We start from the raw sequence: 25,661 nt of genomic DNA, 5'->3' as shown, positions 1-25,661 counted from the left end.
TGGTTCACCACTGTTCCGTCGCTCACCGCGCGACCAACTGGCAGGACGAGGAAAGCGGGCCGGGGGATCCGTCCGTTACCGATCACGGACAATTCCGGGGGAGTTCGCGGACAACTCGGGGGCGTGAGGCGCGCGGTGTGAGCTGATCCGGGACATGAAAGGGCCGTCGAGACTTCCGGGATCATGCACTGCGCGGCCGTCGGCTCGGTGTCACCCTTGCGGCTGCGGCACACGGAGTGTGGCCGTTCGGGGGATCCGGGGGGCGGGCGAGCAGGGTGAAGGACTTTCTGGGGGCGGTCACGGCGTATCCGACCGTGGTCTTCACCTTCGCGCTCGTCGTGGTGGCCGCCTACTGGTTGCTGGTGCTCCTCGGGGGCGCCCACTTCCACGGGGCGCGCGGGGGACACCACGGCCCCGGGGGCGGGGGACACCATGGTTCCGGAGGCGGTGGGGTCCACCACGGCGCTGGAGCCGGCGGGGGAGGCAATGGTCATGTGGCCGGCGGGGGAGGCCACAGCCATGCGGCCGGCGGCGGGCACCACGGCCATGGGACGGGCGCGGGGCATCAGGGCCAGGGCCTGGGTCGCGGGGCTGGGGCGGCACAGCACGGCTCCGGCTCGGGGCGTGGCGGTCCGGTGCGCGGGCTCGGCGGGGGCCGGCACGGGCACCTCGCGGTGCGGCGGGTGCTGGGGCTGGGCGGGGTGCCCGTCACCGTGGCGGTGTCGCTCGTCGTCGCCTTCGCCTGGTTCGGCGCGCTGGTCGGCCGGGTCGTGCTCGGCAGTGGGGACCACGGGGCCCTGCTGCCGCTCGCCCTGGCCGGCGGCTGGGCCGGAGCCCGCCTGCTGGCCTGGCCGCTGCGGCGGCTGACGCCCGCCCCCGCACCACCGCCCTCACGCCGCGACTTCGTCGGCCTCGGCTGCGTGATCCGCACCGGGCGGGTCGGCCCCGACTTCGGCCAGGCCGAGGTGCACGCCGTCGACGGCTCCGCCGCGACGATCCAGGTACGCCAGAGCCACGACGACGTGGCCGGACCGGGCGGCGAACTGCGCGCCGGGGCGTCCGCACTCATCTACGACTACGACGCCGACGGCGAGTTCTTCTGGGTCATGCCCGCCCCGCCGGCGACGGGGTGATCCCACCGCGCCCGTAGTCCCGTACGTCCCGCTCACCACCTCACTCATCCACGGCAAGGTCTTCCAAGGGAACCGCCATGTCTGTCGTCACCATCGGAATCGGTGTGCTCGTCGCCGTCCTGCTGCTCATCGGCCTTGGCACGCTGCTGCTCTTCGGCCGGCTGTTCCGCAAGGTGGTCCAGGGCGAGGCCCTGATCGTCTCCCGGCCCAAGAGCGTCGACGTCACCTTCACCGGCGCCCTGGTCCTGCCCATGCTGCACCGCGCGGAGGTCATGGACATCTCGGTGAAGACCATCGAGATCGTCCGGACCGGCCGGGAGGGCATGATCTGCAAGGACAACATCCGCGCCGACATCCAGATCACCTTCTTCGTCCGGGTCAACAAGACCGTGGAGGACGTCGTCAAGGTGGCCCAGGCCATCGGCACCGAGCGGGCCAGCCACCAGGAGACCCTGCAGAACCTGTTCAGCGCGAAGTTCGCCGAGGCGCTGCGGACGGTCGGCAAGCAGCTCGACTTCGCCGATCTCTACACCAAGCGCGAGGAGTTCAGGGACCGGATCGTCGCGGCCATCGGCACCGACCTGAACGGCTATCACCTGGAGGACGCGGCGATCGACCACCTGGAGCAGACCCCGCTGGCGCAGCTCGACGCGTCCAACATCCTCGACGCCCAGGGCATCCGGAAGATCACCGAGCTGACCGCCCTGGAGCACATCCGCACCAACGACTTCCAGCGCAACGAGGAGATGGAGATCACCCGCCAGGACGTGGACGCGCGTGAGGCCGTACTGGAGCTGGAACGGCGGCGCGCGGAGGCGGAGATCCGGCAGCGCAAGGGCATCGAGACCCTGCGCGCCCAGGAGGAGGCGGCCACCGCGCAGGTCCAGGAGGAGGAGCGGCTCAAGGCGCACAGCGCGCTGCTGCGGACCGAGGAACTCCTCGGCGTGCAGCGGGAGAACCAGCAGCGGGAGATCGCGGTCGCCGAGAAGAACCGCGAGCGCGTCCTCGCGGTCGAGGGCGAACGCATCGAGAAGGACCGCCTCCTGGAGGTGGTCAACCGGGAGCGGGAGGTCGAACTCGCCCGCGCCGAGAAGGAGAAGCAGGTCGAGGTCGAGCGCCGGGGCGTGGCCGACGTCGTCCGCGAGCGGGTCGCCGTCGAGCGTACGGTCGCGGAGCAGGAGGAGGAGATCAAGCGGGTCCGGGTCGTCCAGGAGGCCGAGCGCACCCGGCAGACGGTCATCATCGCCGCCGAGGCGGAGGCGCAGGAGCAGCTGGTCAAGGACATCAAGGCGGCCGAGGCCGCCGAACAGGCCGCGCACCTGCGGGCGAAGGAACAGCTGGTGCTGGCCGAGGCCGGGCAGAAGAGCGCGGAGCTGGAGGCCGCCGCCAAGGTCCGCCGGGCGGAGGGCGAGCGCGCCATGGCCGGCGCGGCCGGCCTGGCCCAGGCCGAGGTGGCGGAACGCCAGGCCCTCGCCGAGGCGGCCGGCGTACGGGCCCGCCTTGAGGGCGAGGCGGCCGGCCTGAAGGAGAAGGCGGACGCCATCGAGAAGGTCGGCCTGGCGGAGGCCGCGGTGGCCGAGAGCAAGGCGAACGCGGAGGCGGCCGGCATCCGCGAACGCCTCCTCGGCGAGGCGACCGGCCTCAAGGAGAAGGCGGCGGCGATGGCGGCGCTGGACGAAGTGTCCAGGGCCCACGAGGAGTTCCGCCTCCGCCTGGCCGCCGACAAGGAGGTCAGGATGGCCGCGCTGGAGGTCCAGCGAACGGTCGCCGAGGCCCAGGCATCGGTACTGGCCGCGGGCCTGGAGAGCGCCGACATCGACATCGTCGGCGGAGACAGCGTCTTCCTGGAACGCCTGGTGGGCGCGGTGTCCTTCGGCAAGTCGATCGACGGCGCGGTACAGGGCTCGGACACGGTACAAGCGCTGGCAGCGGAGTGGCTGAGCGGCGAGAAGAGCTTCAGCGAGGACGCCACGGAGGTGCTCCGCGGCTTGGCGGCGGGGGGCCCGTGGAACCTGGCCCTGCTGATGAGGCTCCTGGCCGGCCAGACAAACGGCGACCCGATAGAGCTGGCCAACGGCACTGCGAAGTAAGGGCGAGCCTTAGCGCCCCTTTAGGGGCGCGGGGCTGTGTTGAATTTGCGGCTACCGCCGCGCGGGCGCGACCAGCCCCAACGGCGCCGCAGACAACCAAGGAGCAAACGTGGGCGTCGAGAACGGCACCTATCAAATCCTGCGAGCACGAGTCACAGACCGCGCAGCGGAACTCGGCCGACGAGCAGTAGAGCTCAACACCCGCCGACAGCGGACATTCGGCTCACGCCCACTGAAGCTCACCGGCTCGACAAAGCCCCGCACCCCCGCAGAAGGCATCGCCCGCGGAATAGTCGCGGTAACCCCCGACGTCCTCCTCCTGGGGACGTCGGCCCCCACCCCCCTCTCCCTGCACACCCTCGACGGCTCCCCCCTCGCCCCGAACGCATTCCCCGGCCTCCTCGACGACGACCGTTTCCACCGCGACCTGGCCGAACTCCTCCGCTACTTTCGAGAAGCCCGCCTGACCGATCTCCTCCGCACCCCCTCCAACAGACTCCTCGCGGTCTTCCGAACCGGCGAGAACGAAGGCGATCTACGCGTCCTGAGCTGGCAGTTGGCCCCGGACCGAGCCGAGTACCTCGGCAACCACGGCGAACGAGACCTCCCCCAGCCGTCCCCCACCGAGCTGCACTGGACGACCACCGGCCGCGAGCACCACACCGACGGCCGGATCCTGATCGACGCCGCCGAGGGCAAGGTCTCCGTCGCCACCACCGGCGGCACCCTCACCGTCCACGCCGAACCCGGCAACCGCCCCCTCTTCCAGGAACCGGTGGACGAGCCACTCCAGAGCCTCGCCGACGCCACGGTCGCGTACGCGTCCACCGGCCCCCTCCTGCTCCTCCGCATCCGCCCCTACAACGAGCCCACCGACCGCCTCCTGGTCGTCAACACCCGTACCGGATCGGCCCGCCGTCACGACTCCCTCGCCCGCGGTGCCCGCCTCCTCCCCGCCGAGCAGGGCCTGATCTTCCCCGGCGGCTACGAGCTCGCGGACGGCACCCACCGGGCCTTCCGCATCGACGGCGACGGCGGAACCGACACCGACGGCCTGCACTTCGACGCCGTGCTCCCCGCGCCCAACGGCGAGGACCTCCTCCACGTCCTGCGCCGCCCCGGCCGCGCCCAGGTCCTGCTGCTGCCCTGGAACACCGTCCGCCGTGAGGCCGGCGGCGCGCTGCACGCCGCCGCGCACACGCTGCTCCCCGACGGCACCCTCGTACTGCTGAAGCCCGACCGGGAGCCGGTGCGTACGCATGAACTCCAGTTGTGGCAGACGCCGTTCCAGTCCGCCGAGTACGCCGCCGCGCAGCCTGTCGGGGACGGACCGCTGGAGCGGATCGGGAACGCCGACCTGGTGCGCGGGATCGCCGAGTGTCTCGACGTCGTGCGTACGACGGCTGCCGCCGCGCCCGAGAACCAGGCCGCCGCCGCTCCGGAACTCGTCCTCGACGCCTGTGCCAAGGCGGCGGACCGCCACTACTGGCTCGCCGACACCGGTCTGCTGGAGCCGCTGGCCGAACTGCGGGAGGCCGCCGAGCAGTTGGCGGCCGAGCAGGGCAGGATCCGGCAGCTCGCCGCCCGCGCGGCCGAGGAGTCGGACCGGGCGCGCGAGGAGGCCGCCGGGCTCATACGCCGTTCGCGTGGTGAGCCGCCCGCCGACGCGGACGCCCACGCCGCGCTGCTCGCCGAGCTCCGCCGGGCCCAGGGCCGTACCCGCACCCTGCGCGAACTGCCCCAGGTCGACCCGGCCGCGCTGGACCGCGTCGAGGCGGACCTCGCCGACGAGCTCACGGCGGCCACCGAGCGCGCCTTCGCGTTCTTCGCCGGGCCCGACGCCTTCGCCGCTCCCCTCGCCGCCGCGCTGCGTGCCGCCGAGGACGCCGCCTCGGTCGCCACCGCCGCCGAGGCCGAGCGGCTCGCCGACGGCCTCACCGAGCAGGCGGACGCCCTGGCCACCGTGACCGACCTGGTCACCGGCACGGTCACGGCCGATCCGGGTGCGACGACGGCCGTGCTGCTGGCCATCGGTGAGGTCCTCGCGGCGGTCAACCGTGCCCGCGCGGTGCTCGCGGGCCGCCGCCGGGTCCTGCTGGACGCCGAGCACCGCGCCGCGCACGCCGCCGAGTCGGCGCTGCTCGCCCAGGCCACGACCGCCGCCCTGGCCGCCGCCGACTCCCCGGCCGCCTGCGACGACCAACTCGCCCGGCTGCTGCTGCGGTTGGACACGCTGGAGGCCCGGTTCGCCGAGGCCGAGGACCTCGCCGCCGACCTGGCACTGCGCCGCGAGGAGATCCAGCAGGCGTTCGCCGCCCGCCGCCAGACCCTGCTGGACGAGGCCGCCGCCCGCGCCGAGCGGATCGCCGCCTCCGCGGTACGGGCGCTGGAGGCGCTGCGCCGCAGGCTCGCCGGGCTCGGTTCGGCAGCCGACATCCACGCGGCGCAGGCCGCCGACCCGATGGCGTTGCGGGTGCGCGCCGCCGCCGGGGAGCTGCGCGGCCTCGACGACCCGGTGCGCGCGCAGGAGCTGGAGGACGGGCTGCTCGACGCCGTCCGCACCGCCCTGCGCGACTTGCGCGACCGCGCCGATCTGACCGAGGACGACGGGGCGGCCGTACGGCTGGGGCGGCACCGTTTCGCCGTCCGGCGCGAGCCCGTGGAGCTCACCCTGCAGCCGGACGGCGACGGGCTCGCCTTCGCCGTCACCGGCACCGGATACCGCAGGTCCGCTCATCTCCCCGAGCTGCTGACGGGACGCGAGTTCTGGACGCAGCCCCTGGTCAGCGAGTCACCCGCGCTCTACCGCGCCGAGTACCTGGCCGCGGCGCTGCTGCCCACGGCCACCGACGCGGAGCCGCTGCACGACCAGGTCCGCCGCGCCGCCGAGAGCGCCTACGACGAGGGCTACGAGCGCGGCGTCCACGACCACGACGCCACCGTCATCCTCGGCGCTCTGCTCCGGCTGCGGGCGTCGGCCGGGCTGCTGGAATACCCGGCCGAAGTACGCGCCACCGCCCAGCTGTTCTGGGCCCACGGCACGACCGACGCCCAGCGGGCCGGCTGGCACCGCCGAGCCCGCTCCCTGGCCCTGGCCCGCACCCGCTTCGGCCCCGCGGGTGTTGCGGCCGCCTGGTCGGAGCTGGCGGCCGAACTCACGGACGCGGTGGGAGAGTTCAGCGCCGGCCCGGCACCCGAGCCCCGCACCGGCGAGTACCTCGTCGCCGAACTCGCCGATCCGCGTGAGGGATTCGCCACCGGCACCGCCGTACGCACCCTCCTCGACGGCTTCCGCCACACCGACGCGGCCCCGGACCTCGCCGCCGACCTGGACGCCCTCGGCGCCGACCTGCCCGCGCGCCGACAGCTCGCCGCCGCCTGGCTGGGGTCGTACGCCGCGGCCCATGCGGAGAGCGAGGGCGTGCCCGAGGCAGTGGCCCAGCTGTGCGCTCCCAGCCTGCCGCGGTACGAGATCGCCGGAGCCGTCGCGGAGACCGTCGACGGGCTGCTCGGTGTCCACCCCCGCGTCCACGACGGCCGGTTGGTCGTCCGTGTCGACGAACTTTCGCACCGAGCAAGGGCGTTCCGGGAGGAGCGGGCTCCCGCCTTCCGTGCCTTCCAGCGGCGGCGCGCCGACGTCCTCGCCGCCGAGCGGGCCCGGCTGCGCCTCGACGACCACCGGCCCCGGCCGCTCGCCGGCTTCGTCCGCAACCAGCTCATCGACCAGGTCTATCTGCCCCTCGTCGGCGACAACCTGGCCAAACAGCTCGGCACCCTCGACCCCACCGGCCCCGCCGACCGCAGCGGCCTGCTGCTGCTCCTGTCGCCGCCCGGCTACGGCAAGACGACCCTCCTGGAGTACGTCGCCGACCGGCTCGGCCTGCTGATGGTCCGCGTCGACGGCCCCGCGCTCGGCACCGGCACCACATCCCTCGACCCCGACCGCGCCCCCGACGCGGCGGCCCGCCGCGAGGTCGAGAAGATCGTGTTCGCGTTGGAAGCGGGCAGCAATGTTCTCCTCTACCTGGACGACATCCAGCACGTCTCCGCCGAACTCCTCCAGAAGTTCATCCCGTTGTGCGACGCCCAGCGACGCGTCGAGGCCGTCAGCGACGGTGTCGCCCGCAGCTTCGACCTGCGCGGGCGCCGTTTCGCCGTCTGCCTCGCGGGAAACCCGTACACCGCGAACGGGCAGCGCTTCCAGATCCCCGACATGCTCGCCAACCGCGCCGACGTCTGGAACCTGGGCGAGGTGCTCGGCGGCCACGAGGAGCTGTTCGCGCTCTCCTTCCTGGAGAACGCCCTCGCCGCCAACCCCGTCCTGGCCCCGCTCGCCGGCACCGCCCCGGCCGACCTGCGCCTGCTGGTCTCCCTCGCCGACGGCGACCCGGGCGCCCAGGCCGACCAACTCGCCCACCCCGTGCGGGACTTGGGCCGGGTGCTGGCCGCCCTCACCCGACTGCGCGAGGTCCAGCGGACCGTCCTTGCCGTCAACCGCGCCTACATCGCCTCCGCCGCCCAGGAGGACACCGACCGCCTCGAACCGCCGTTCCTGCTCCAGGGCTCGTACCGGACCATGGCGCAGCTCGCCGCCCGGATCGACCCCGTGCAGAGCGACGCCGAGGTCGAGGCCCTGCTCGACGAGCACTACCTCGCCGAGGCACGCACGCTCGGCAGCGCGGCCGAGGCCAACCTGCTGAAGCTCGCCCGGATCCGCGGGCGCGCCACATCCGAACAGAACGCCCGCTGGAAGGAGTTGTGCGCCGGTTACCCGTCCACCGGCCGGTCCTGATCCGGCCACCCCAGCAGCCGCGCGCCGAACACCGCCGTCTCCAGGGTGTAGCGCTGGAGCGCGTCGTCCGGGTCCAGGCCCGTCAGCCGTACGACGTGCGCGAGGCGGTACGCCAACGCGCGCACGCTCAGCCCGAGTTGCCGGGCCGCCTCCGCCGCGACGTAACGCGAGTCGGCGTAGGCGGTCAGCGTCTCCAGCAGCGGACGGGCCCCGCCACGCGCCGTCCGCAGCGGGCCGAGGACCGCCCGTACCAGCTCCGCCAGAGCCTCCCGGTCCCGCAGCAGCACCGGGAGGACCAGCAGGTCGGCCGCATGCAACAACGGTCCGGGCAGGCCGAGTTGGGCCGCCTGCTCCAAGGCCGTCCGGGCTTCCTCGTAGGAGTGCACGACCCCGCCGGGGCCGCTGTGCGGGCGGCCCACGACGACCCGGCGGCCCTGGGTCAGCTCGGCGAACGCCTTGACCGCCGCGTGCTCGCCCGCGCCGGACGGCACGATGCACACCAGCCGCCCGTGCTTCACCGCGAGGAGGATCTCCTGCTCGCCGAACCGGCCGAGCAGCCGCCGCTCCAGCGCCCGTACCAGCGGATCCTCCAGGTCGTAGCCGTCGCCCTCGGCGATCGCGACGACATGCGCGCAGGCCAGGTTGATCCCGAAGCGCTCGGCGTGCTCGGCGAGCCGGCCCAGGTCGCTGCGGCTGCTGAGCAGGTCCGCGACGAACTCCCGCCGCCCGGCCTCCTCCTGGCGCAGCCGCTCCCGGTACGCCCGCCCGTGCCCGGCGGCGAGCGCGGACACCGCCGCCCGCAGCGCGGTCATCGACGCGGCGTCGACCGGTTGCCCCGCCCAGACGCGTCCGGTCACGGCGAGGCGCTCGTCGACGAGTTCGGCCAGCGGCCGTCCCTCCTCGGCGGCCCGGTCGCCGTACTCGCGCAGCGCCTCCAGCTCCTGGCGCCGCAGCCGCCGTCCGCTCCGCGCCACGTCCTCCAGCAGCCGCGCCCAGGCGTCGTCGTCGGACGCACCGTCCGTGCCCGGGACCGCTCCCACAGCAGTCAACTCGCGCTTCCTCCCCCGCACCCCACTACAGCGACGCGTCAGCGTACGCCGCGCAGCTGAGCGCCGGAACGGGGCCCCGGTACGCGGGCGGTCACTGCCCCTTCGGCCCGTCCGGGCTCCGGGAGAAGGCCGTGTCGCCGGCCATGGCCACGATCGCGTCCTTGACGAGCAGCACGCTCGGCGGGATGTCCTGCGCCTTGTCCCCGGGATCGGCCAGCGCGGGGGTGCGCCACACCTCCGCTCCGGTGCGGCTGTCCAGCGCCAGGAGACGGCCGAAGCGGTTGGCGAAGTAGACGCGCTTGTACGTCGTCGAGACCACCGGTGCGGACAGGTTCTCGATCTCCGTCGTCCGCTGCCACAACTCCCGGCCGCTGTCCGCCGAGACCGCGGTGACGGTTCCGTCGGACCGGACGAAGTAGACGACGCCGTTCACGAGGGTGGCCGCGCCGGTCAGCGGGCGGGCCAGCGCGATGCGTTTGACTTCGTTGGCCTCCAGGTCGACCAGCAGCAGGGCGTTGTACGGGCGTTCGTAGCTGCCGTCGTACACGTCCTTCGCGGTCTGGGGGGCGAGGAACAGGGGGTTCCCGTCGACGGCGCCGAGCGCCAGCGCCTTCTTGGGCAGGACCGCGACCTCGGTCATGGCGCCGGGGCCGACCTTCATGAGGTCGATCGGGGCCTCGCCGAGCTCGGTGCCCGTCGAGCACTGGGCGTAGGGGCGGCCGCCCAGTGCCGACGGGATGCAGAGTTCGTCCTGTGAGGACATCTGCCACAGTTCCTTGCCGGCAGGGTCGTACGCGACGAAGGACGAGGAGTCGGGGGAGAGGGTCAGCAGGCCGCCGTCGTACATGACCGCGTCCACGGTCGCGCTGATGTCGCGCTGCCAGCGCCGCTGTCCGGTGGCCGCGTCGAGGGCGACCACGCGTCTGCTCGTCTGGTCCGGTTCCTCGTAGACGTAGACCAGCCCGTCGCGCACGCCGATCGGCCGCGCCTCCTGGGGGCGGGTGCCGGCCCGCCACTCGACATGGCCCGAGGCCGCGTCGACCCGGGCGACCGTGGTGCCCGTGCCGCCGCAGAACAGGGCGGTTCCCGACGCGACGCATCCGGTGGTGTTGTAGTCGAGCGGGATGCCCTTCACGTCGTACCGCAGGGCCGTGCGCCACGGCTGCCAGCCGGCGGGCAGCGACGCGGTGCGTGCGGTGGCCGTGGGCTTGCTCTCGCTCTTGCCGGAGGTGGCGGGGGACGGGTTCGACTTGACGGCCGCCACCCCGACGCCGACGACCGTGACGGCGAGCACCGCGCCGATGCCGGTCAGGAGCAGCCTGGACCTGCGCCGCTTGCCTTCGGTCACCGAGGTGGTGGGCGCGGGGCGCGGCCGGGGTCTCGGGGACGTGCCTGTCTTCGCGGGGGCGACGGCGTCGGACTCCGGCAGCCGCTGGAGCAGGCGGTGCAGGGCCGCGGGGTCCGGGCGGGCGGCCGGGTCCTTGTCCAGGCAGCGCCTGATGACGTCCACGAGCTCTTCGGGTACGCCGTCGAGGTCCGGGGGCTCGTACATCACCTGATAGCCGGTCATGTACGGGGTGTCCGCGTCGAAGGGGCCCGTCCCGACGGCCGCGAACACCAGCAGCGAGCCCAACGCGAACACGTCCGAGGCCGGGGTGACGTCACGCGGCGAGGCCAGCTGCTCCGGCGACATGAAGGGCGGGGTGCCGATCATGTTCCCGGTCATGGTGAGCTGCTGGTGGTCGGAGGCGCGCGATATGCCGAAGTCGATGACGCGCGGCCCGTCCTCGGTCATCAGGACGTTGCCCGGCTTGAGGTCCCGGTGCACCAGGCCCGCCCGGTGGATGTCGCGCAGCGCCTCGGCGAGCCCCAGCCCCAGCGCGCGCAGCTGCCGCAGGCTCAACGGGCCGTCCTTAGCGACGACTTCGGCGAGGCTGAGCCCCGGCACGTAGAGGGTCGCCATCCACGGGCGTTCGGCGTCCGGGTCGGCGTCGAGGACCGGCGCGGTGAAGGCGCCGCTCACCTTGCGCGCGGCCGCGATCTCCTGCCGGAAGCGGGTGCGGAACTCCTCCTCCTGGGCATACGGGCCGTGCACGAGCTTGACCGCGACCTGCCGTCCCGAGGCGGAGACGCCCAGGTAGACGACTCCCATGCCGCCCGACCCGAGCCGGCCGAGCAGGGTGTACCCGCCTATGGACTCCGGGTCTCCGGTGCTCAGGGGCGTCATCGCGGATCGTCCTTCCCAGCGCCTGCCTGCCTAACGGGGATCAGGGTAGGTCGTCGACCTGGGGCCGCCGGGCGCGCCCCCGCGGTGCACACGAGACCCGCCAATGTGATCGGCGTCATAGAGACGAGGGGTGGTGGGCGGACAGGGTCAGTCGTGGAACTTTCCCTGCGTGAACGGATACGGGCCGGTGACCCGGAAGCCTTCGCCGAGCTGTTCGATGCGCACGCCCGGGCCGTGTACGGCCACGCCGCCCGGCTGACCGGGGACGGGGGAGCCGCGGAGGACGTGGTGTCCCTGACCTTCCTGGAGGCCTGGCGGCTGCGGGAGAAGCTGCGGCCCGAGGCCCCGGCGGCGCACTCCGGGACGGCCGAGGGCGAGAGCCTGCGGCCCTGGCTCTACGGCATCGCCACCAATGTCCTGCGCAACACCCGCCGGACCGCCCGCCGGCACAGCGCCGCACTCGCCCGGCTCCCCGAACGCCCCGCCGACCGCGACACCGTGCCCGACTTCGCGGACGCGCTCGTCGGCCGCCTGGAGGACGCCGAACGGCTCGCCGCCGCCCGCACCGCGCTCGGCCGGCTCCCCGGCGCCGAGCGGGAGGTGTTCGCCCTGTGCGTGTGGTCCGGCCTGAGTTACGAGGCCGCGGGCGAGGCGCTCGGCGTACCGGCCAGCACCGTGCGGTCCCGGCTCGCCCGGGCGAGACAGCGGCTGCGGCGCCTCGCGGAGGCGGAGTTGGCGGCCCGGGGTGGCCGCCGCGAGACGGTCCGGTCGACACAGGAGAGGAACCGATGAATCCCGAAGAGCGCGAAGAGCTTGCCCTGTTGCTGCCGAGCCCTGGCCAACCGGTCCTGACCGACGACCGTCATGACCTGCTGAAGGGGCATCTGATGCGCGAACTCACGGCCCCGCGCCGCCGGTTCACCGTGACCCCGCGCCGCCGGTTCGCCCTGCTCGCCGTACCCCTCGCCACCGCCGTCGTCGCGGCCGCGGTCGTCGTCGGCATCGGCCGCACCGGGACCCCCGCCACCGACCCGCAGGCGGTCGACCTCCTCAACCGCATCGCCGCGGTCGCCGCCACCAAGAAGGCCGTGGCCGTCCGCGACGACCAGTACCTCTACGTCCGCACCCAGGGCTTCATGAAGTTCTCCGACAAGGACGTGCGGACCCTGCGCGAGTCCAGCTGGACCGCCGTCGACGGCAAGCGCCCGGGACTGCGCCGGATCACCGTGCTGAACGGCCCGCCGTTCCGCCCGCGCGACCCGTTCTCCTCGTACTCCAAGGGCACGCACGACATGCGGCTGAACCCCGACCCGAACGTCACCACGTTCCGTGAGCTGGAGGCGCTGCCCACCGACCCGGACGCGCTGCTGCGGAAGATCTACGACGACACGAAGGACGACAGGGGCCAGGCGCTGGAGCGGATCGGCGACCTGCTCGCTGAGGCCGGTCTGCTGCCCGAACTGGACGCCGCGCTCTACCGGGCCGCGGCGAGGATCCCGGGCGTCTCGGTCGTCGCCAACGCCAAGGACTACGCGGGCCGTTCGGGCATCGGCCTGACCTTTGAGGGGCGGGATGGCCGCGAGGTGTGGGTCTTCGGCAAGAAGTCCCTCGCCTATCTGGGTTCCGGGAAGGAGGCCCTGCTCGACGTCGGCGTCGCGGACAAGGTGGGCGAAACACCGGACGACTGAACTGCCCGTACACACAAGGGTGTTCACGTCAGCCGGCGCAGGTCCTCCAGGTAGCGCAGGACCGCGGCCACCCGGCGGTCCACCTGGTCCGTCGGGGACAGGTCGAGCTTGGCGAAGATGCTGCGGATGTGCTTGTGGACGGCGCCCTCGGTGACGACGAGCCGTTCGGCGATCGCGGTGTTGCCGAGCCCCTCGGCCATCAGGGCGAGTACGTCCCGTTCGCGCGGGCTGAGCCGGTCGAGACGGGTGTCCTGGCGGGAGCGGGTGAACAACTGCGCCACGACCTCGGGGTCGATGGCGGTGCCGCCGGACGCCACCCGGTGCAGGGCGTCCAGGAACTCCTCCACCCGGCCGACCCGTTCCTTGAGCAGATAGCCGAGGCCGCCCACACCCCCGCCGAGCAGCTCGGTGGCGAAGCTCTGCTCGACGTACGCGGACAGGACGAGGACGGCCAGGTCGGGGCGTCGGCGCCGGGCCTCGACCGCGGCGACGATGCCCTCGTCGGTGTGGGTCGGCGGCATCCGTACGTCGAGGATGGCGACGTCCGGCCCGTGCGCGTCGATGGCGGCCAGCGCCTCCTCGGGGGTGCCCGCCGTGGCCACCACGTCGAGGGACTCGGCGCGCAGCAGCAGGGCGAGCCCCTCGCGCAGCAAGGGGTCGTCCTCGGCGATCACGATGCGCATGTCACGCTCCACAGGGCAGGTCCACCTTCAGGGTCGTGGGGCCGCCGGGCGGGCTGGCCAGGTCGAGGGTGCCGTCGAGCGCGGCGATCCGGCGCCGGATGCCGGTGAGTCCCGAGCCGCCGTCCGCGTCCGCTCCGCCGCGTCCGTCGTCCTCGACTTGGAGGAGGAGACGGCCGCCGCGGCTGCGGGCCGTGATGGTGGCCTGCCGTGCGCCGCTGTGCTTGGCGATGTTGGTGAGGGCCTCGGCGACGACGAAGTAGGCGGTCGCCTCGACGGACGCGGCGCAGCGTTCGGGTACGTCGACGTCGATCCGGCACGGCACCGCGGAGTTGGCGGCGAGACCGGAGAGCGCCCCGGCGAGTCCGCGGTCGGCGAGCACCGGCGGCAGGATGCTCCGGGCGACCGTGCGCAGCTCCGCGAGGGCCTGTTCGGCGGCGGACTGGGCGCGCTCCAGGAGCTCGTCGGCGCCGGCGGGATCGCGCGCGACCATGCGGCGGGCGGCGCCGAGCAGGACGGTGACGGAGACGATCCGGTTCTGCGTGCCGTCGTGCAACGAGCGCTCGATGCGCCGCAGTTCGGTGGCGTGGGCGTCGAGGGCGGCGGCGCGGGTCGCGGTGAGTTCGGCGATACGGAGGGACAGATCCGTCTCCGGTCCGGCCGCGAGGAGTTCGCGTCCCGGCCTCGCCTGCAGCCGGGCCATGCCGGGGCCGAGCCCGAGGACGATGAGGATCCAGCCGAGGCCGAGCAGGGCCACGGCGAGCGCGTCCGGCCAGGAGTGCGCGGTGCCGACCCCCACCGAGGTGGCGGTCGTGTTCGTGGGCGCGAACTTCCAGTACAGCGGGAAGGCGGTGTCGCGCACGGCCGAGATCGGCAGCAGGACGCCGAGGAGCCCGAGCAGGAATCCCAGGGTCGCGTGCCGGACCAGCCAGCGCAGTTCCCGCCGGGTGGTGGGGTCGACGAGGGCGGCCCGCAGCCGGGTCGGCGGGGGCTCGGGGGCGATGACCTCGGCCCCCCAGCGGCCGAGCCGGTGGCGTTCCCGGTCGGCCAGGGCGTGCAGCGCGCGCAGGAACGCCGGCGCCATGAGCAGTCCCACGCCGACCGCGCTGGCCACGGCGGTGACGGCGAGCCAGAGCAGCAGGAGCAGGGCGAGGAAGGCGGTGCCGAGCCCGGAGGCGAGCTCGGCCATCGCGGTGCCGGCGGCACGCAGGGTTCGTACGGCGGTGTCCTTCAGGCCGGCGCGGCGGTCGTCGGCCCCGGCCTTCTCCTGAACGGCCATGCCTGCCCTCCCTTCGTCGCGAAGGACCTTATGCCGCACGGCGGTTGGCCGTCAGCTCCGGGGCCCGGAAGTACAGCCTGCTGTACCTGGAACCGGGCGGGCTGCGGGATCGGCCGCGGGGGGTGCTGATCCATAGCGTCGGTGACGACAGCCGACCTCGGGAGGAACCCCATGCAGAACACCGAATCGCCCGCCCTCACCCGCGGGGAAGTGGCCCGCGCCCTGCTCTGGATCCTGGTGGTGCTCAGCGCCGTCGCCAACATGGCCGCCTCCTACGGCCAGGCGGACACCTGGGTGCATCTGGCGTGCGGCGCGGTCACCGTGCTCTGCGGCGGCACCCTCGTCGTGCGCAACCTGCGGGGCCGTCGATGAACCCCGCCATCGCCCTGGACCGGGTCGCCAAGGAGTACCCGGGCGGCGTGCGCGCCCTCGACGAGGTGTCGCTGACCGTGGAGCGCGGCACGTTCCTCGCGGTGATGGGCCCGTCCGGCTCCGGCAAGAGCACGCTGATGCACTGCGCCGCCGGGCTGGACTCCCCGACCTCGGGCAGCGTCCGTATCGACGGCCACGAGATCGCCGGCCTGAACGAGACCCGCCGCACCGAACTGCGCCGGGAACGCGTCGGGTTCGTGTTCCAGGCGTACAACCTGATCCCCTCGCTCAGCATCGAGGACAACATCACCCTGCCCCTGCGCCTTGCGGGCCGCACCCCGGACCACGACTGGCTGCGCACGCTGGTGGCACGCGTCGGCCTCGCCGACCGGCTCACCCACCGCCCGGCCGAGCTCTCCGGCGGACAGCAGCAACGGGCCGCCGTCGTACGGGCGTTGGCGGCCAGGCCGGCCGTCGTGTTCGCCGACGAGCCGACCGGCGCGCTCGACCTGCGCAGCGCCCACGAGGTCCTGGACCTGCTGCGGGACCTCGTGAACGACCTCGGGCAGACCGTCGTGATGGTCACCCACGACCCGGCCGCCGCGGCCCGCGCGCACCAGGTCCTGGTGATGGCCGACGGCCGGGTGGTCGAGGCGCTCAAGGCGCCCACCGCGCCCGAACTGGCCGACCGTCTCGTCGCGTTGGGAGAGGTGTGAGCCGTGCTGCGTATCGCGACCCAGATGGTCCGGCACCGGATCGCCGCGCTGATCGCCGTGGCCTGCGCGGTCCTCGGCGGAGCGGCCCTGATCACCGGCACCGGCGTACTCGCCGAGTCCGGCCTGCGCTCCCACCTGCCCGCCGGCCGCCTCGCGGGGGCGGACGTCGTGGTCGCCGCCGACCAGGAGTACCACCCGCCCGGCGACCTGCCGATCGCGCTCCCGGAACGCCGCACGGTCCCGGCCCGGCTGGCCGCCGAACTGTCCGACCTGCCCGGCGTCACCGCCGCGGTGGGCGACCTCTCCTTCCCCGCCGCGCTGGTCGACGCCCACGGACACGTCGTACCGTCCGCCGATCCCCGGACGGCCGGACACGGCTGGTCCTCGACGAAGCTGCTGGCCACCCCGCACATCGAGGGCCGCGCACCCACCGGCCCCACCGAGATCGCCGTGGACCGCGCCACCGCCACGGCGGCCGGCATCAAGGCCGGCGACCGGGTGCGCGTGGTCGCCGACGCCCGCCCCGCCACCGCCTACCGCGTCACCGCCGTCGTCGAAGCGCCGGACGCGGGCGTCTACTTCACCGATACGACGGCGGTACGGCTGTCCGGTCGCGAGGGCCGCGTCGACCTGGTCGGCCTGCGGGCCGCGCCGGGGGCCGAGGGACGGGTCGCCGCCGAAGTCCGTACGAAGGTGCAGGGGTCGGGTCTTCGGACGGTCACCGGGGCGGGCCGCGGGGACCTCGTGTCGCCCGGAGCGGGCGCGTCCCGGTCGCTGCTGATGCTGCTGGCCGGTTCCCTCGCCGGGGTCATCCTGCTGATCACCGGGTTCGTGACGGCGAGCGCGCTGGCCGTGTCGATCGCCGGGCAGCGCCGCGACCTGGCGCTGATGCGGGCCGTCGGGGCAACACCGAAGCAGATCAGGCGACTTGCCGCCGCGCAGTCGACCGTCGTCGCGGCCGTCGCCGTCGTACCCGGAGTGGGCCTCGGGTACCTGCTCGCCGGGCAGTTCCGGCGGCTGCTCGTGGACCGGGGCGTCGTACCGTCCGAACTGCCCCTGACCATGAGCCCGTTGCCCGCCCTCGCGACGGTCCTCCTCATGGCCCTGGCCGTGCAGGTCTCGGCCCGCGGCTCGGCCTGGCGGACCTCGCGGATGCCGGCCACCGAGGCGGTCGCCGAGTCCCGCAGCGAGCCGCGCGACCCCTCGCGGACCCGGACCCGTATCGGCCTGCTGGTCATCCTCGCCGCCACCGCCCTGTCGGTCCTGCCGCTCCTCTCCCGCACGGTCCTCGGCGCGACGGGCACCTCCCTCGCGGGCATCGTCGGGGCGATCGGCCTCGCGCTGTCCGGCCCCGCCCTGGTCCGGGCCGTCGGGAACGCGGCGGCCAGGCGCACCCGGTCCGGCGCGTCCGCCCCGACCTGGCTGGCGATGGCCAACGTCCGCGCCTACGCGCTGCGCAACGCCGGGATCGTCAGCACGCTGGCCATGGCCCTCGTGTTCGTCCTGACGTACACCCTCACCCAGACCACCGTGCTGGCCGCCACCGCCGACGACACCCGCACCGGCACCCTCGCCGGGCAGCGGCTGAGCGCACCGGGGTTGGGCGGACTGCCCGCCGGCACGCTCGCCGACGTCCGCCGGACGACCGGGGTACGGGCCGCGGCTCCGGTCGGCTCGACCACCGTGGTGTGGCCGTACCAGCAGTTCGGCGACACGGAGACCGACTCCGGCTCCGCGATGATCCTCACCCCGGACGCGGCCGACGTCCTCGACCTCGACGTACGGGACGGGAGCCTGGCCGGGCTCACCGGTGCCACCGTCGCGGTCAGCAGCGACGTCGCCCGCTCGCGGTCGGCCGAGGTGGGCCGGCGGGTGAACCTCGTCCTCGGCGACGGCGCGAAGGTGGAGGCCACGGTGGTCGCCGTCTACGGCCGCGGGCTCGGCTTCGGCACGGTGGTGCTCTCCCACGACCTCGCGGCCGGGCACACCACGACGGAGCTCGACCAGAGCATCCTGATCCGCACGGACGGCACGGCCGCCGCCCGGCAGGCCCTGACCGCCCTCGCCGCGGACCGCCCCGGTCTGGTGCTGGAGGACACGAACCCCACGTCCGCGGGCGGGCTCAAGGACGCCCCGCCGGAGGTGTGGATCAACCTGGCCACCATCGTCGTCCTGCTCGTCTATCTGCTGCTCAGCATCGCCAACAAGCTGGTCGCCGCCACCGCGCAGCGCCGGGTCGAACTCGCGGCCCTCAGGCTCAACGGCACGACACCCCGGCAGGTCCGCGCGATGATGCGCCGCGAGGCAGCGGTCACCGCCGCCACCGCGCTCGCCATGTCCGTACTGCTCTCCGCCCTGCCCCTCGCCCTCCTGGGCCAGGGCTTCCTCGGCCGCCCCTGGCCCGCGGGCCCCGCCTGGCTGCTGCCCGCCCTCGCGCTCACGGTCACCGTCACGGCCTTCGCCACCGTCGAGATCCCCACCCGGCAGGCGCTGCGCACCCCGCCCGCGGACGCCGTCCGGGCGCAGTGACGGCCGTTCCGCAAGCCCCCGCGTCCCATTCGGCCGTTCCAGGGTTCCGGTGTTTTCGCTGGTCAGAGGGTGTTCCAGCGTTCCAGTGTCCCCAACACCCCGCCGGGCGTGGCGGCTGGGACGGATCACCTCACAAGCTTCGGTCATCCACTCAGCACCGCCACCCGACACCGAAGGGGGACACCGACATGTCCAAGTTCCGCACCTCCCGCGCCCGTCTCGTCGCCGCCGCCGCGACCACCGTCCTCGCGGCCCTCTCCCTGACCGCGTGCAACGACGGAACGGGCACCAACGACGAGGGCGCGGCGGCGACCGTCTCCGCGAACCCGTCCGCCGCCGCGGCCACCCCGAGCGCCGGCACCACGGCCACCCCGAAGTCCACGGGCGGGTCCACCACCGGTTCCGCCGCGGGTACGAAGACCGGCGCGCAGACCCCCACGAAGGCACCCGCCACGAAGGCCCCGGCCACCAAGGCGCCCGCCTCCTCCGGCAAGACCGTCACCTGCGAGGGCTCCACCACCAAGACGGTCGCCGCCCCGCTGACCCGCCCGGTCAACCACCTGCTGCTCACGGTCACCAACACCGGCGACAAGACCTGCTTCCTCTACGGCTACCCGAGCGCCCAGTTCACCGACGCCCAGTCCGAGCCGCCGGTCATCGACGAGTCGCAGCCGCAGGCGGTCGTCACGCTGGAGCCGGGCCAGTCCGGATACGCCACCGTCAGCCTGTCCGCGGCCGACGGCAGCGGCGGTGACGGCCGCACCGTGAAGGGCCTGACGGTCTACTTCTACGGCCGCTCCATGAGCGGGACCGTCGGCGCCGCCGCCCACCCGGCGCTGCCCGCGAAGGGCGTCTACATCGACGACTCGGTCAAGGTCACCTACTGGCAGCAGTCGATGGACGACGCCATCAACTGGTGACCCCCGGCAGATGACCAACAGCATCAACGATCAAGATCAGGATCAGGAGAGACCTGTGGCAGCGGACAAGACCCGACGCAACGCCCTGATGGCCTGTGCGGCCCTGGTGGTCGGTGCCCTCACCCTCACGGCCTGCGGCGGCAGCGCCTCGGCGGACGGCACCGGTCGGGGGGCGAAGGCCGAACTGGCCCTGACGGCCGCCTCGACCACGGCGGCCGGTCCCGACTACGTCGCGCTGGGCAGCTCGTTCGCCGCCGGCCCGAGCATCCCGCCGGTGCAGTCCAGCGGTGGGGCGGCGGCCTGCATGAGGTCGGGCGACAACTACGCGAGCATCGTGGCCCGTGACCTCGGGGCGAACCTGACGGACGTCACCTGCAGCGGCGCCACGACCGCCAACATCCTCACCACCAAGCAGGGTTCGCAGCAGCCGCAGATCAACGCCGTGACCGGCGCGACCGACCTGGTGACGATCACCATCGGCGGCAACGACGTCGACTACCTCGGCAGCATGGTCACGTACTCCTGCCAGAACAGCGGCGGCACGAACTGCGGAAGCGTGGACCAGGGCGCGATCAACACCGCCCTCGGCACGGTGGGCCAGAAGATCGAGAACGTCGTGAACGCCGTCAAGGCCAGGGCCCCGCAGGCCCGCATCCTCCTGGTGAGCTACTCCACGCTCCTGCCCGACACCGGCGGCTGCACCGGCGTACCGCTCACCGCCGACCAGCGGATCTTCGAGCGCACCGTCGCCACCCGCCTCGCCCAGGCCTACATCGACACGGCGAACCGCACCGGCGCGACCCTGGTCCGCTTCGCCACCGCCAGCCACGGCCACGACGCCTGCTCGGCCGACCCGTGGGTGGAGAAGTACCAGCCCGCCACGGGACGCACCTCGTACCACCCGAACGAGGCGGGCATGAGGGCCGCGGCCTCGCTGGTGAAGTCGGCGCTGGACTGAAGCACGCGGGCCTGAGGGCACGAGCCGACGGGCGCGGACGACGGGGGGCGACCCCGGCGGCCGCGCCCGGTCGCGTCGTACGGGCTCGGTACTGTGACGGATCACAGCCGGCGGGGAGGTGGCCCATGGAGCGTGCGCGGTTGTCCCCGGCGGCCGCGGCCCTCGCAGGGCGTAGGTGTGCAGGAGCAGGTGGAGCGGCATGCCCTCCTCAGCGCGCCGGGCGGCGCGTTCGCGGAAGTACTCCAGCGCGTCGGAAGCCGTCGGGTCTTTCGCCGTGCCGGAGGACCGGATCGTCGGCGCGGTGACCGAGAGCTACCTCGACGAACAGTCCGCCCTCGCGGCGGAACGCCAGGAACAACGCCGGTCCCGGGCACGGGCGTTGCTGGAGGGGCGGACGCCGATGGAGGTGCCCGGGCTGGTGATGTACGTCGGCTTCGGGAACGGTCCGGCGACGACCGTGGCGACCCGGCGCCGGCTGCGCCGCGTCCAGGGGGTACTGGACCGGGCCTTCGCCACCGACGCACTTGCGCTGCTCGATGCGCACGGGGGCCATGTCCTCGCCCCCGGGCACGTCCAACTGCCGGATCAGCTAAGGGAGTTGCTGTGCGAGGCGACGGGCGACCCGGACCCGCGCCTGGCGGCAGTCGTGATTACGGCCGCCACCACCACGCGTGACCTCCCCGCCGCCGCCCGCCTCGCCGAGGAAGTCGTACGGATCGCCGCCACCTGCGGCCGGGAACCCGCCGTACACCGGCTCGACGATGTCCTGCTGGAGTACCACCTGGCGCGCCCCAGCGCGGCCGGCCCCCGGATCGCCGCCCTGCTCGCGCCGCTTGACGGGCGGCCCGAGCTGGAACGGACCCTGCGGACCCATCTCGCCCAGCGGCAGGACCGGCGGGGCGCCGGCCCGGGCGCGCCCGGTGACGGATCACAGGGGCCGGGCTGACGCGTCACAGCCATGTGTAGCGCTGGGCGTAGGCTCGAAGGCACCGAGGGTTCCTCGTGTGCCGGCCCGGGCGCCTGCGCCGTTCTCCATGAACGACGACGCCGGACCGGACCCCGTCCGGTCGCGGAGCAAGGTTCGTCCCATGACCGCGCACACGCCGGGCCGCCCGGCCTTCCGTCCCGGGCCTCCGGCCGCACGCCGGCCCCTTCCGCAGGACCCGAGCCCGCAGCCGTGCAGGCCGGGGGCGTCGCCGGAGAGGGGAGAGCTGGTCCGCCCGTTGACCCGGCGCCAGATCGACGACCGGATGGAGGAGCTCGGCGAGCTGTACACGCACACCTCGTCGAGCGAGCCGGGGCTCCTGGGCGCGTCGGACGCGGACCGGTGCACCGCCTTCCGGCAGCGGCTCGCGGGTCATGTACGGCGGCCGGGGTTCGAGCTGCTCGTGGCGGAGGCCGTCGGCTCCTCGGGCGCCAGGGCCCTCACGGCCTGCGCGTACGGCTTTCCCCTGCGCGGCGCGGGCCCCTGGTGGCAGGGGCTCCACGAGTGGCTCCCGGAGAACCTGTTCCGTGCCGCCGCCCTCGGCCGGCTCTTCGCGATCGCCGACATCATGGTCGAGCGCCGGGTGCGTACGCAGGACCAGAGCCGGGAGTGGAACCTCGCCGGGCGCCTGCAGCGGCGGCTGCTCGGCGACCACACGGACGCCCTCGGCGTCACCCTGGTGGACCGCGGGGACGCGGACGCGTACCAGGCGCTGCTGGCGTGGGGCTGGCGCTGCGTTCCGGCCGGGACCCGCGGGACGGCACTGCTCGCGTCCCGCCGCCTGCTGGTGCTTCGCTGAAGGCGGCGGGCGGGCGGGTCGGCGGACCCCTCGGGCGTCACGCGTCCTGTGGGTCGGTGCTCCCGAACAGTTCCGTGGCGGCCTGGAGGGGGCTGCGGGGACCCGGGGTGGAGGGTGCCGCGGTGGCGCTGTGGCAGGTGAAGCCCAGGCGGGCCATGGCCCGGGTGACCTCGCCGCCGGTGAAGTCGCGGCGGTCCTGCCGGGTGATGACAGCACCGACCTGCATCACGGGATAGCGGCGCCGGCCGATGGTCACGGAGTCACCGGTGACGGGCTCGGGCGTGACTCCGGCCATCGAGGCGAGCACTCCGTCCTTGGTCAGTTCGAACGGGTATCGGGCGATGACACAGCGCATGATGCCTCACAGGGAGAAGTGGCAGGAGAAGGTGAAAGGGAGCGGAGGGAAGAAAGGGAGCGGAGGGAAGAGGAGAGGCGGAGGGAAGAGGAGAGGGAGGACTGGCGACACGTTACGCGGCGCACCGCCCCGTCCCGCACCGCATCGCCTAGGCCCGCAGCAGCCGCCCGGCGAGCTCCCGGTACTCCCGCAGCGCGAACCGGAGTTCGGCGGACTGTGTCTCGGGGTCGAGGCCGGCCCAGCCCTCGCGGAGGGCCTTCCGGCGCTCGGCAAGGGCCTTCACGAGCTGGTCGGCGGCTTCGTCGAACGCCCCCTCGGCCTCCTCAAGGGCCTCGCGCGGACTGTCCGCGAAGGTGTTGACGGCATGGCCGAGGCGGCGCACGATCTCGTCCCGTCCGTCGGATGGGAGCAGCGGCTCCGGGCCCGTGGCATGGCGCCCGACGGTGCCCGAGGGCCGGTCCGCGGGCTGCTGGGCGCGTGTCTGGTCGTACATCGTCGTGTGTACCGCTTCCCTTGGGGGGTGGGTGCACCGCCCGAAGACGCCTTTCGCCTTCTCGACGGCCTGTCTGAGACTTCCGGAAACCCGATCGGTCCTGCCCTTGCCGACCCTGCGCCGTCCCGCCAGTCAACGTGCGGCGGCGAGACCTGTCAACGCGACGGCCACTGGACCGCGCCCTGGCACGGGCATCGACGGCATGGTGTGAGCGGCAGCGGAACTCGCCGCCGGGAAGTGAGTTGAGCCTGTGGTGGCGGCGGGCGTCGGAATGGATCCGCGAGGTCGGACGCGACGCCTACGTGGAGCGCCTGGCCGCTCTGCTGTCCGCCGCGTCGCCCCGGGACTGCGCGGTGGCGGGGCTGGGGTGCACACGGCGCCTCGACCGCGTCTGCCGTGAGCCGCTGCTCTGCCGTCAGGACCCTGCCGAGCCGCCGGGCGCCGAGGGTCCGGTGCGTGAGGGTCCGGTGCCGGGGGCCTGCGGCGGATTCCACGGCTTCTGGACCGACTTCGCGTTCCATGCGTGGTTCGGCGGCCCCGGCGACCGCCATCGCGCGGTGATCCGGCACGACATGGCCGCGCAGGCCGCTTCCTGGTGGTGGCGACCGACGGCCCCGACACCCCCGACCGAATCCTGCCCGCCGAGCCGCCCGCGAGGTCCGCATGACAGGCGAACTCCGCCCGCACGGCAACCCATCTCCCCGCCGCGGCGACATGGACGCGAGGCGCCCGTCGGGCGTACGGACATCAGAGGAGCCAGTACATGCGAGCAAGGTCGGGGACCTCATCCACACGCGGTCCGCGCAAGCGGATCCTTCGGCCGGTGCCGATCACGACGGCCGTGGTGACGATCGCGGCCGGCGGTGCCCTGGTCCCGGTGCTGGCCCACGGCAGCGAGGCCACGTGCCGGGTGACGTACACCGTCGGCAGGAAGTGGGACGGCGGCTTCCAGGGAAGCCTCGCCGTCACCAACAAGGGGAAGACCGCGAGGAATTGGGCCCTGACCTTCGCCTTTCCCTCGGGGCAGAAGGTCGTACGGGGATCGAGCGCCGACTGGTCGCAGAAGGGCGCGAAGGTCACGGTCCGCGGCGCCGGCGCCACCCGCACGCTCGCCAAGGGCAGGACGGCCCGTACCGCGTTCACGGCCTCCGGCACCGCCGCCCGGCCGTCCGCCTTCAAGCTCAACGGCGCCACCTGCGACAGCGTCAAGACGCCCGCCCCCACCACCTCCTCGCCCTCGGCCACCTCCAGGCCTCCGGCGAGTACGTCCCCCACCGCCTCGCCGACGCCCTCCGCGGGCACCACCAGCGCGACGCCCACCACGCCCGCCTCCGACAAGACGACCCTCGCCGCACGGCTCAGCGTCTCCGAGGTCACGCTCGCCTCGCCCCTGTCGTACCTCCAGTCCGGCTACAACCAGATGGCGGAGTGGACCCGGGTCGACACCGAGGCCGCCCCGGACGGGACGGTGAAGGTCGCGTGGCCCGCCGCCGACGGCATCCACGTCACCCCGCTGACCGCGTCCCTGACCCGCGCCGGCGAGGACACCGTGGTCAAGGGCGCCAAGGAGGTCGGCGGGCTCGTCGCGCACGACGACGGCTTCGCGCTGCTGACCCGGGTGCCCGACACCAACAAGTGGGACGAGACCGCGGCGGCCCTGGTCCGCTACAAGAACGGCTCGCTCGCCTTCGAGAAGAAGCTCACCGGCACCGCGAGCAACGACACCTCGCCGGTCCTGGACAGCCAGTTGAAGTGGAACGGCAGCAAGTACGGCGCCTACTTCGTGGTGCACGGCGCGGGCGGCTGGGCCGACGGCCACTTCGGCGACAAGCTGGCCTACGTCGACGGCTCCGGCGCCACGCAGGACGGCGGCTGGGACTGGGGCTGCAGCCACAACGAGGGCATCGCCCTGCACGCCGAGTCCTCCGGCGCGTTCACCTCCCTGTGCTTCGACGACTGGCGCTCCGGCCTGATGGTCAGCACCGGCATCGCCGCCCCCGACGACGCCCCGGTGGTCCAGCGCGAGGAGTGCTGGGCCGGCTACTGCGGCGGCACCTACCCCGGCAACGCCGGTGGCCTGGTCAAGTCCGCCGACGGCCGGTACGCCACCGCCTGGGCCTCCCGCGGCTCCACCGCCGCCGTCAAGAACCCCGACGACAGCAGCGGCCGCGGCTGGAAGGTGACCCCGAGGACGGACACCCACCAGGTCGCCGTCGCCTTCCTCAAGGACGGCTCGACCCCCGACGGCGCCCCGGTCCGGCTCACCGACGACCCGAAGACCGACCACGTCAACGTCCGCATCGCCCCCTACGGCAAGAACCTCCTGGTCTCCTGGGAGGACGTCACCGGCGCCGTCTGCAAGTCCGGCACCTGCACCGGCAAGTTCGGCGGCACGCACCTGCGCGTCATCGACTACGCCGGCAGGACCGTCGTACCCGACGAGGTCGTGGACGCCCGCATCGCCGGTGACATCGCCGTCCTCCCCGACGGAAGCCTCACCTGGGCCTTCGCGGCGGCCACCCCGGACTACAGCACGCCCATGACAGGCACGTCACCCACAGTCGGCAAACTCTCCATCGCCCACCTCACCGACTGA

19 protein-coding genes are annotated in these 25,661 nt (G+C 73.6%); 13 read left to right on the top strand and 6 right to left on the bottom strand.

Features of this window, described 5'->3' with window-relative positions; all coding sequences use genetic code 11:
* Positions 1-275: 275 nt before the first annotated feature.
* The 3 genes from ABZ848_RS07475 (at position 276) to ABZ848_RS07465 (ending at position 8,015) form a co-directional block, all read left to right on the top strand.
* A complete protein-coding gene (locus tag ABZ848_RS07475) occupies positions 276-1,133 on the top strand; it encodes a hypothetical protein (protein ID WP_360826724.1) in 858 nt (285 codons plus the stop codon).
* Positions 1,134-1,210: 77 nt separating this feature from the next.
* Complete coding sequence (locus tag ABZ848_RS07470; protein WP_360826721.1) at positions 1,211-3,223, top strand: SPFH domain-containing protein; 2,013 nt, start codon at positions 1,211-1,213, stop codon at positions 3,221-3,223.
* Between the two features lie 109 nt (positions 3,224-3,332).
* Positions 3,333-8,015, top strand: a complete 4,683-nt coding sequence (locus tag ABZ848_RS07465; RefSeq protein ID WP_360826719.1) for a DNA repair ATPase — start codon at positions 3,333-3,335, stop codon at positions 8,013-8,015.
* Here ABZ848_RS07465 and ABZ848_RS07460 read toward each other — a convergent pair.
* Positions 7,991-9,055, bottom strand: a complete 1,065-nt coding sequence (locus ABZ848_RS07460) for a helix-turn-helix domain-containing protein (protein WP_360827204.1) — start codon at positions 9,053-9,055, stop codon at positions 7,991-7,993. The genes ABZ848_RS07465 and ABZ848_RS07460 overlap by 25 nt on opposite strands.
* 100 nt (positions 9,056-9,155) lie before the next feature.
* On the bottom strand, positions 9,156-11,291 hold the full coding sequence (locus ABZ848_RS07455; RefSeq protein ID WP_360826716.1) for a serine/threonine-protein kinase: 2,136 nt from the start codon (positions 11,289-11,291) through the stop codon (positions 9,156-9,158).
* 153 nt (positions 11,292-11,444) lie between these two features.
* Between ABZ848_RS07455 and ABZ848_RS07450 the strand changes: the two genes are divergently transcribed.
* Both ABZ848_RS07450 and ABZ848_RS07445 read left to right on the top strand, forming a co-directional pair.
* On the top strand, positions 11,445-12,083 hold the full coding sequence (locus tag ABZ848_RS07450; RefSeq protein ID WP_360826713.1) for an RNA polymerase sigma factor: 639 nt from the start codon (positions 11,445-11,447) through the stop codon (positions 12,081-12,083).
* Positions 12,080-12,979, top strand: coding sequence for a CU044_5270 family protein (locus tag ABZ848_RS07445; RefSeq protein WP_360826710.1), 900 nt, complete (start codon positions 12,080-12,082; stop codon positions 12,977-12,979). Before ABZ848_RS07450 ends, ABZ848_RS07445 begins: the two co-directional genes overlap by 4 nt.
* A gap of 23 nt (positions 12,980-13,002) precedes the next feature.
* On the opposite strand, the gene ABZ848_RS07440 is transcribed toward ABZ848_RS07445, so the two are convergent.
* Together ABZ848_RS07440 and ABZ848_RS07435 are read right to left on the bottom strand one after the other, a co-directional pair.
* The gene (locus ABZ848_RS07440; RefSeq protein ID WP_360826707.1) at positions 13,003-13,662 is read right to left on the bottom strand and encodes a response regulator transcription factor; all 660 of its coding nucleotides are present in this window, start codon (positions 13,660-13,662) and stop codon (positions 13,003-13,005) included.
* A 1-nt stretch (position 13,663) separates the two neighbouring features.
* A complete protein-coding gene (locus ABZ848_RS07435) occupies positions 13,664-14,938 on the bottom strand; it encodes a sensor domain-containing protein (protein WP_360826704.1) in 1,275 nt (424 codons plus the stop codon).
* 171 nt (positions 14,939-15,109) lie between these two features.
* Here ABZ848_RS07435 and ABZ848_RS07430 point away from each other — a divergent pair, with 171 nt between their 5' ends.
* The 7 genes from ABZ848_RS07430 to ABZ848_RS07400 all read left to right on the top strand — a co-directional run bounded on the left by ABZ848_RS07430 (position 15,110) and on the right by ABZ848_RS07400 (position 22,217).
* A complete protein-coding gene (locus ABZ848_RS07430) occupies positions 15,110-15,310 on the top strand; it encodes a hypothetical protein (RefSeq protein WP_360826701.1) in 201 nt (66 codons plus the stop codon).
* Complete coding sequence (locus ABZ848_RS07425) at positions 15,307-16,026, top strand: ABC transporter ATP-binding protein (protein WP_360826698.1); 720 nt, start codon at positions 15,307-15,309, stop codon at positions 16,024-16,026. The genes ABZ848_RS07430 and ABZ848_RS07425 overlap by 4 nt, the downstream gene beginning before the upstream one ends.
* A gap of 3 nt (positions 16,027-16,029) precedes the next feature.
* Positions 16,030-18,555 (top strand): FtsX-like permease family protein, encoded by a 2,526-nt coding sequence (locus ABZ848_RS07420; protein WP_360826695.1) that lies wholly within the window; start codon positions 16,030-16,032, stop codon positions 18,553-18,555.
* 188 nt (positions 18,556-18,743) lie between these two features.
* Positions 18,744-19,475 carry a DUF4232 domain-containing protein gene (locus tag ABZ848_RS07415; RefSeq protein WP_360826692.1) on the top strand — a complete coding sequence of 244 codons (732 nt, stop codon included), beginning with the start codon at positions 18,744-18,746 and terminating at the stop codon, positions 19,473-19,475.
* A 55-nt stretch (positions 19,476-19,530) separates the two neighbouring features.
* Positions 19,531-20,433 (top strand): SGNH/GDSL hydrolase family protein, encoded by a 903-nt coding sequence (locus ABZ848_RS07410; RefSeq protein ID WP_360826689.1) that lies wholly within the window; start codon positions 19,531-19,533, stop codon positions 20,431-20,433.
* 199 nt (positions 20,434-20,632) lie between these two features.
* On the top strand, positions 20,633-21,379 hold the full coding sequence (locus ABZ848_RS07405) for a hypothetical protein (protein ID WP_360826686.1): 747 nt from the start codon (positions 20,633-20,635) through the stop codon (positions 21,377-21,379).
* Between the two features lie 142 nt (positions 21,380-21,521).
* Positions 21,522-22,217, top strand: coding sequence for a hypothetical protein (locus tag ABZ848_RS07400; RefSeq protein WP_360826683.1), 696 nt, complete (start codon positions 21,522-21,524; stop codon positions 22,215-22,217).
* A 37-nt stretch (positions 22,218-22,254) separates the two neighbouring features.
* Here the strand turns inward: ABZ848_RS07400 and ABZ848_RS07395 are convergent, their stop codons facing one another.
* Positions 22,255-22,572 (bottom strand): SCO5918 family protein, encoded by a 318-nt coding sequence (locus ABZ848_RS07395; RefSeq protein ID WP_360826680.1) that lies wholly within the window; start codon positions 22,570-22,572, stop codon positions 22,255-22,257.
* 148 nt (positions 22,573-22,720) lie between these two features.
* Positions 22,721-23,065, bottom strand: coding sequence for a hypothetical protein (locus ABZ848_RS07390; RefSeq protein WP_360826677.1), 345 nt, complete (start codon positions 23,063-23,065; stop codon positions 22,721-22,723).
* Positions 23,066-23,888: 823 nt separating this feature from the next.
* Between ABZ848_RS07390 and ABZ848_RS07385 the strand changes: the two genes are divergently transcribed.
* Positions 23,889-25,661 (top strand): cellulose binding domain-containing protein, encoded by a 1,773-nt coding sequence (locus ABZ848_RS07385; RefSeq protein WP_360826674.1) that lies wholly within the window; start codon positions 23,889-23,891, stop codon positions 25,659-25,661.

The organism is Streptomyces sp. NPDC047081 (assembly GCF_040643775.1).
In the GTDB taxonomy this organism is placed as follows: Bacteria; Actinomycetota; Actinomycetes; order Streptomycetales; family Streptomycetaceae; genus Streptomyces.
Note: the sequence above shows the minus strand (reverse complement) of the source record. Positions and strands in the feature narration are given on the sequence as shown.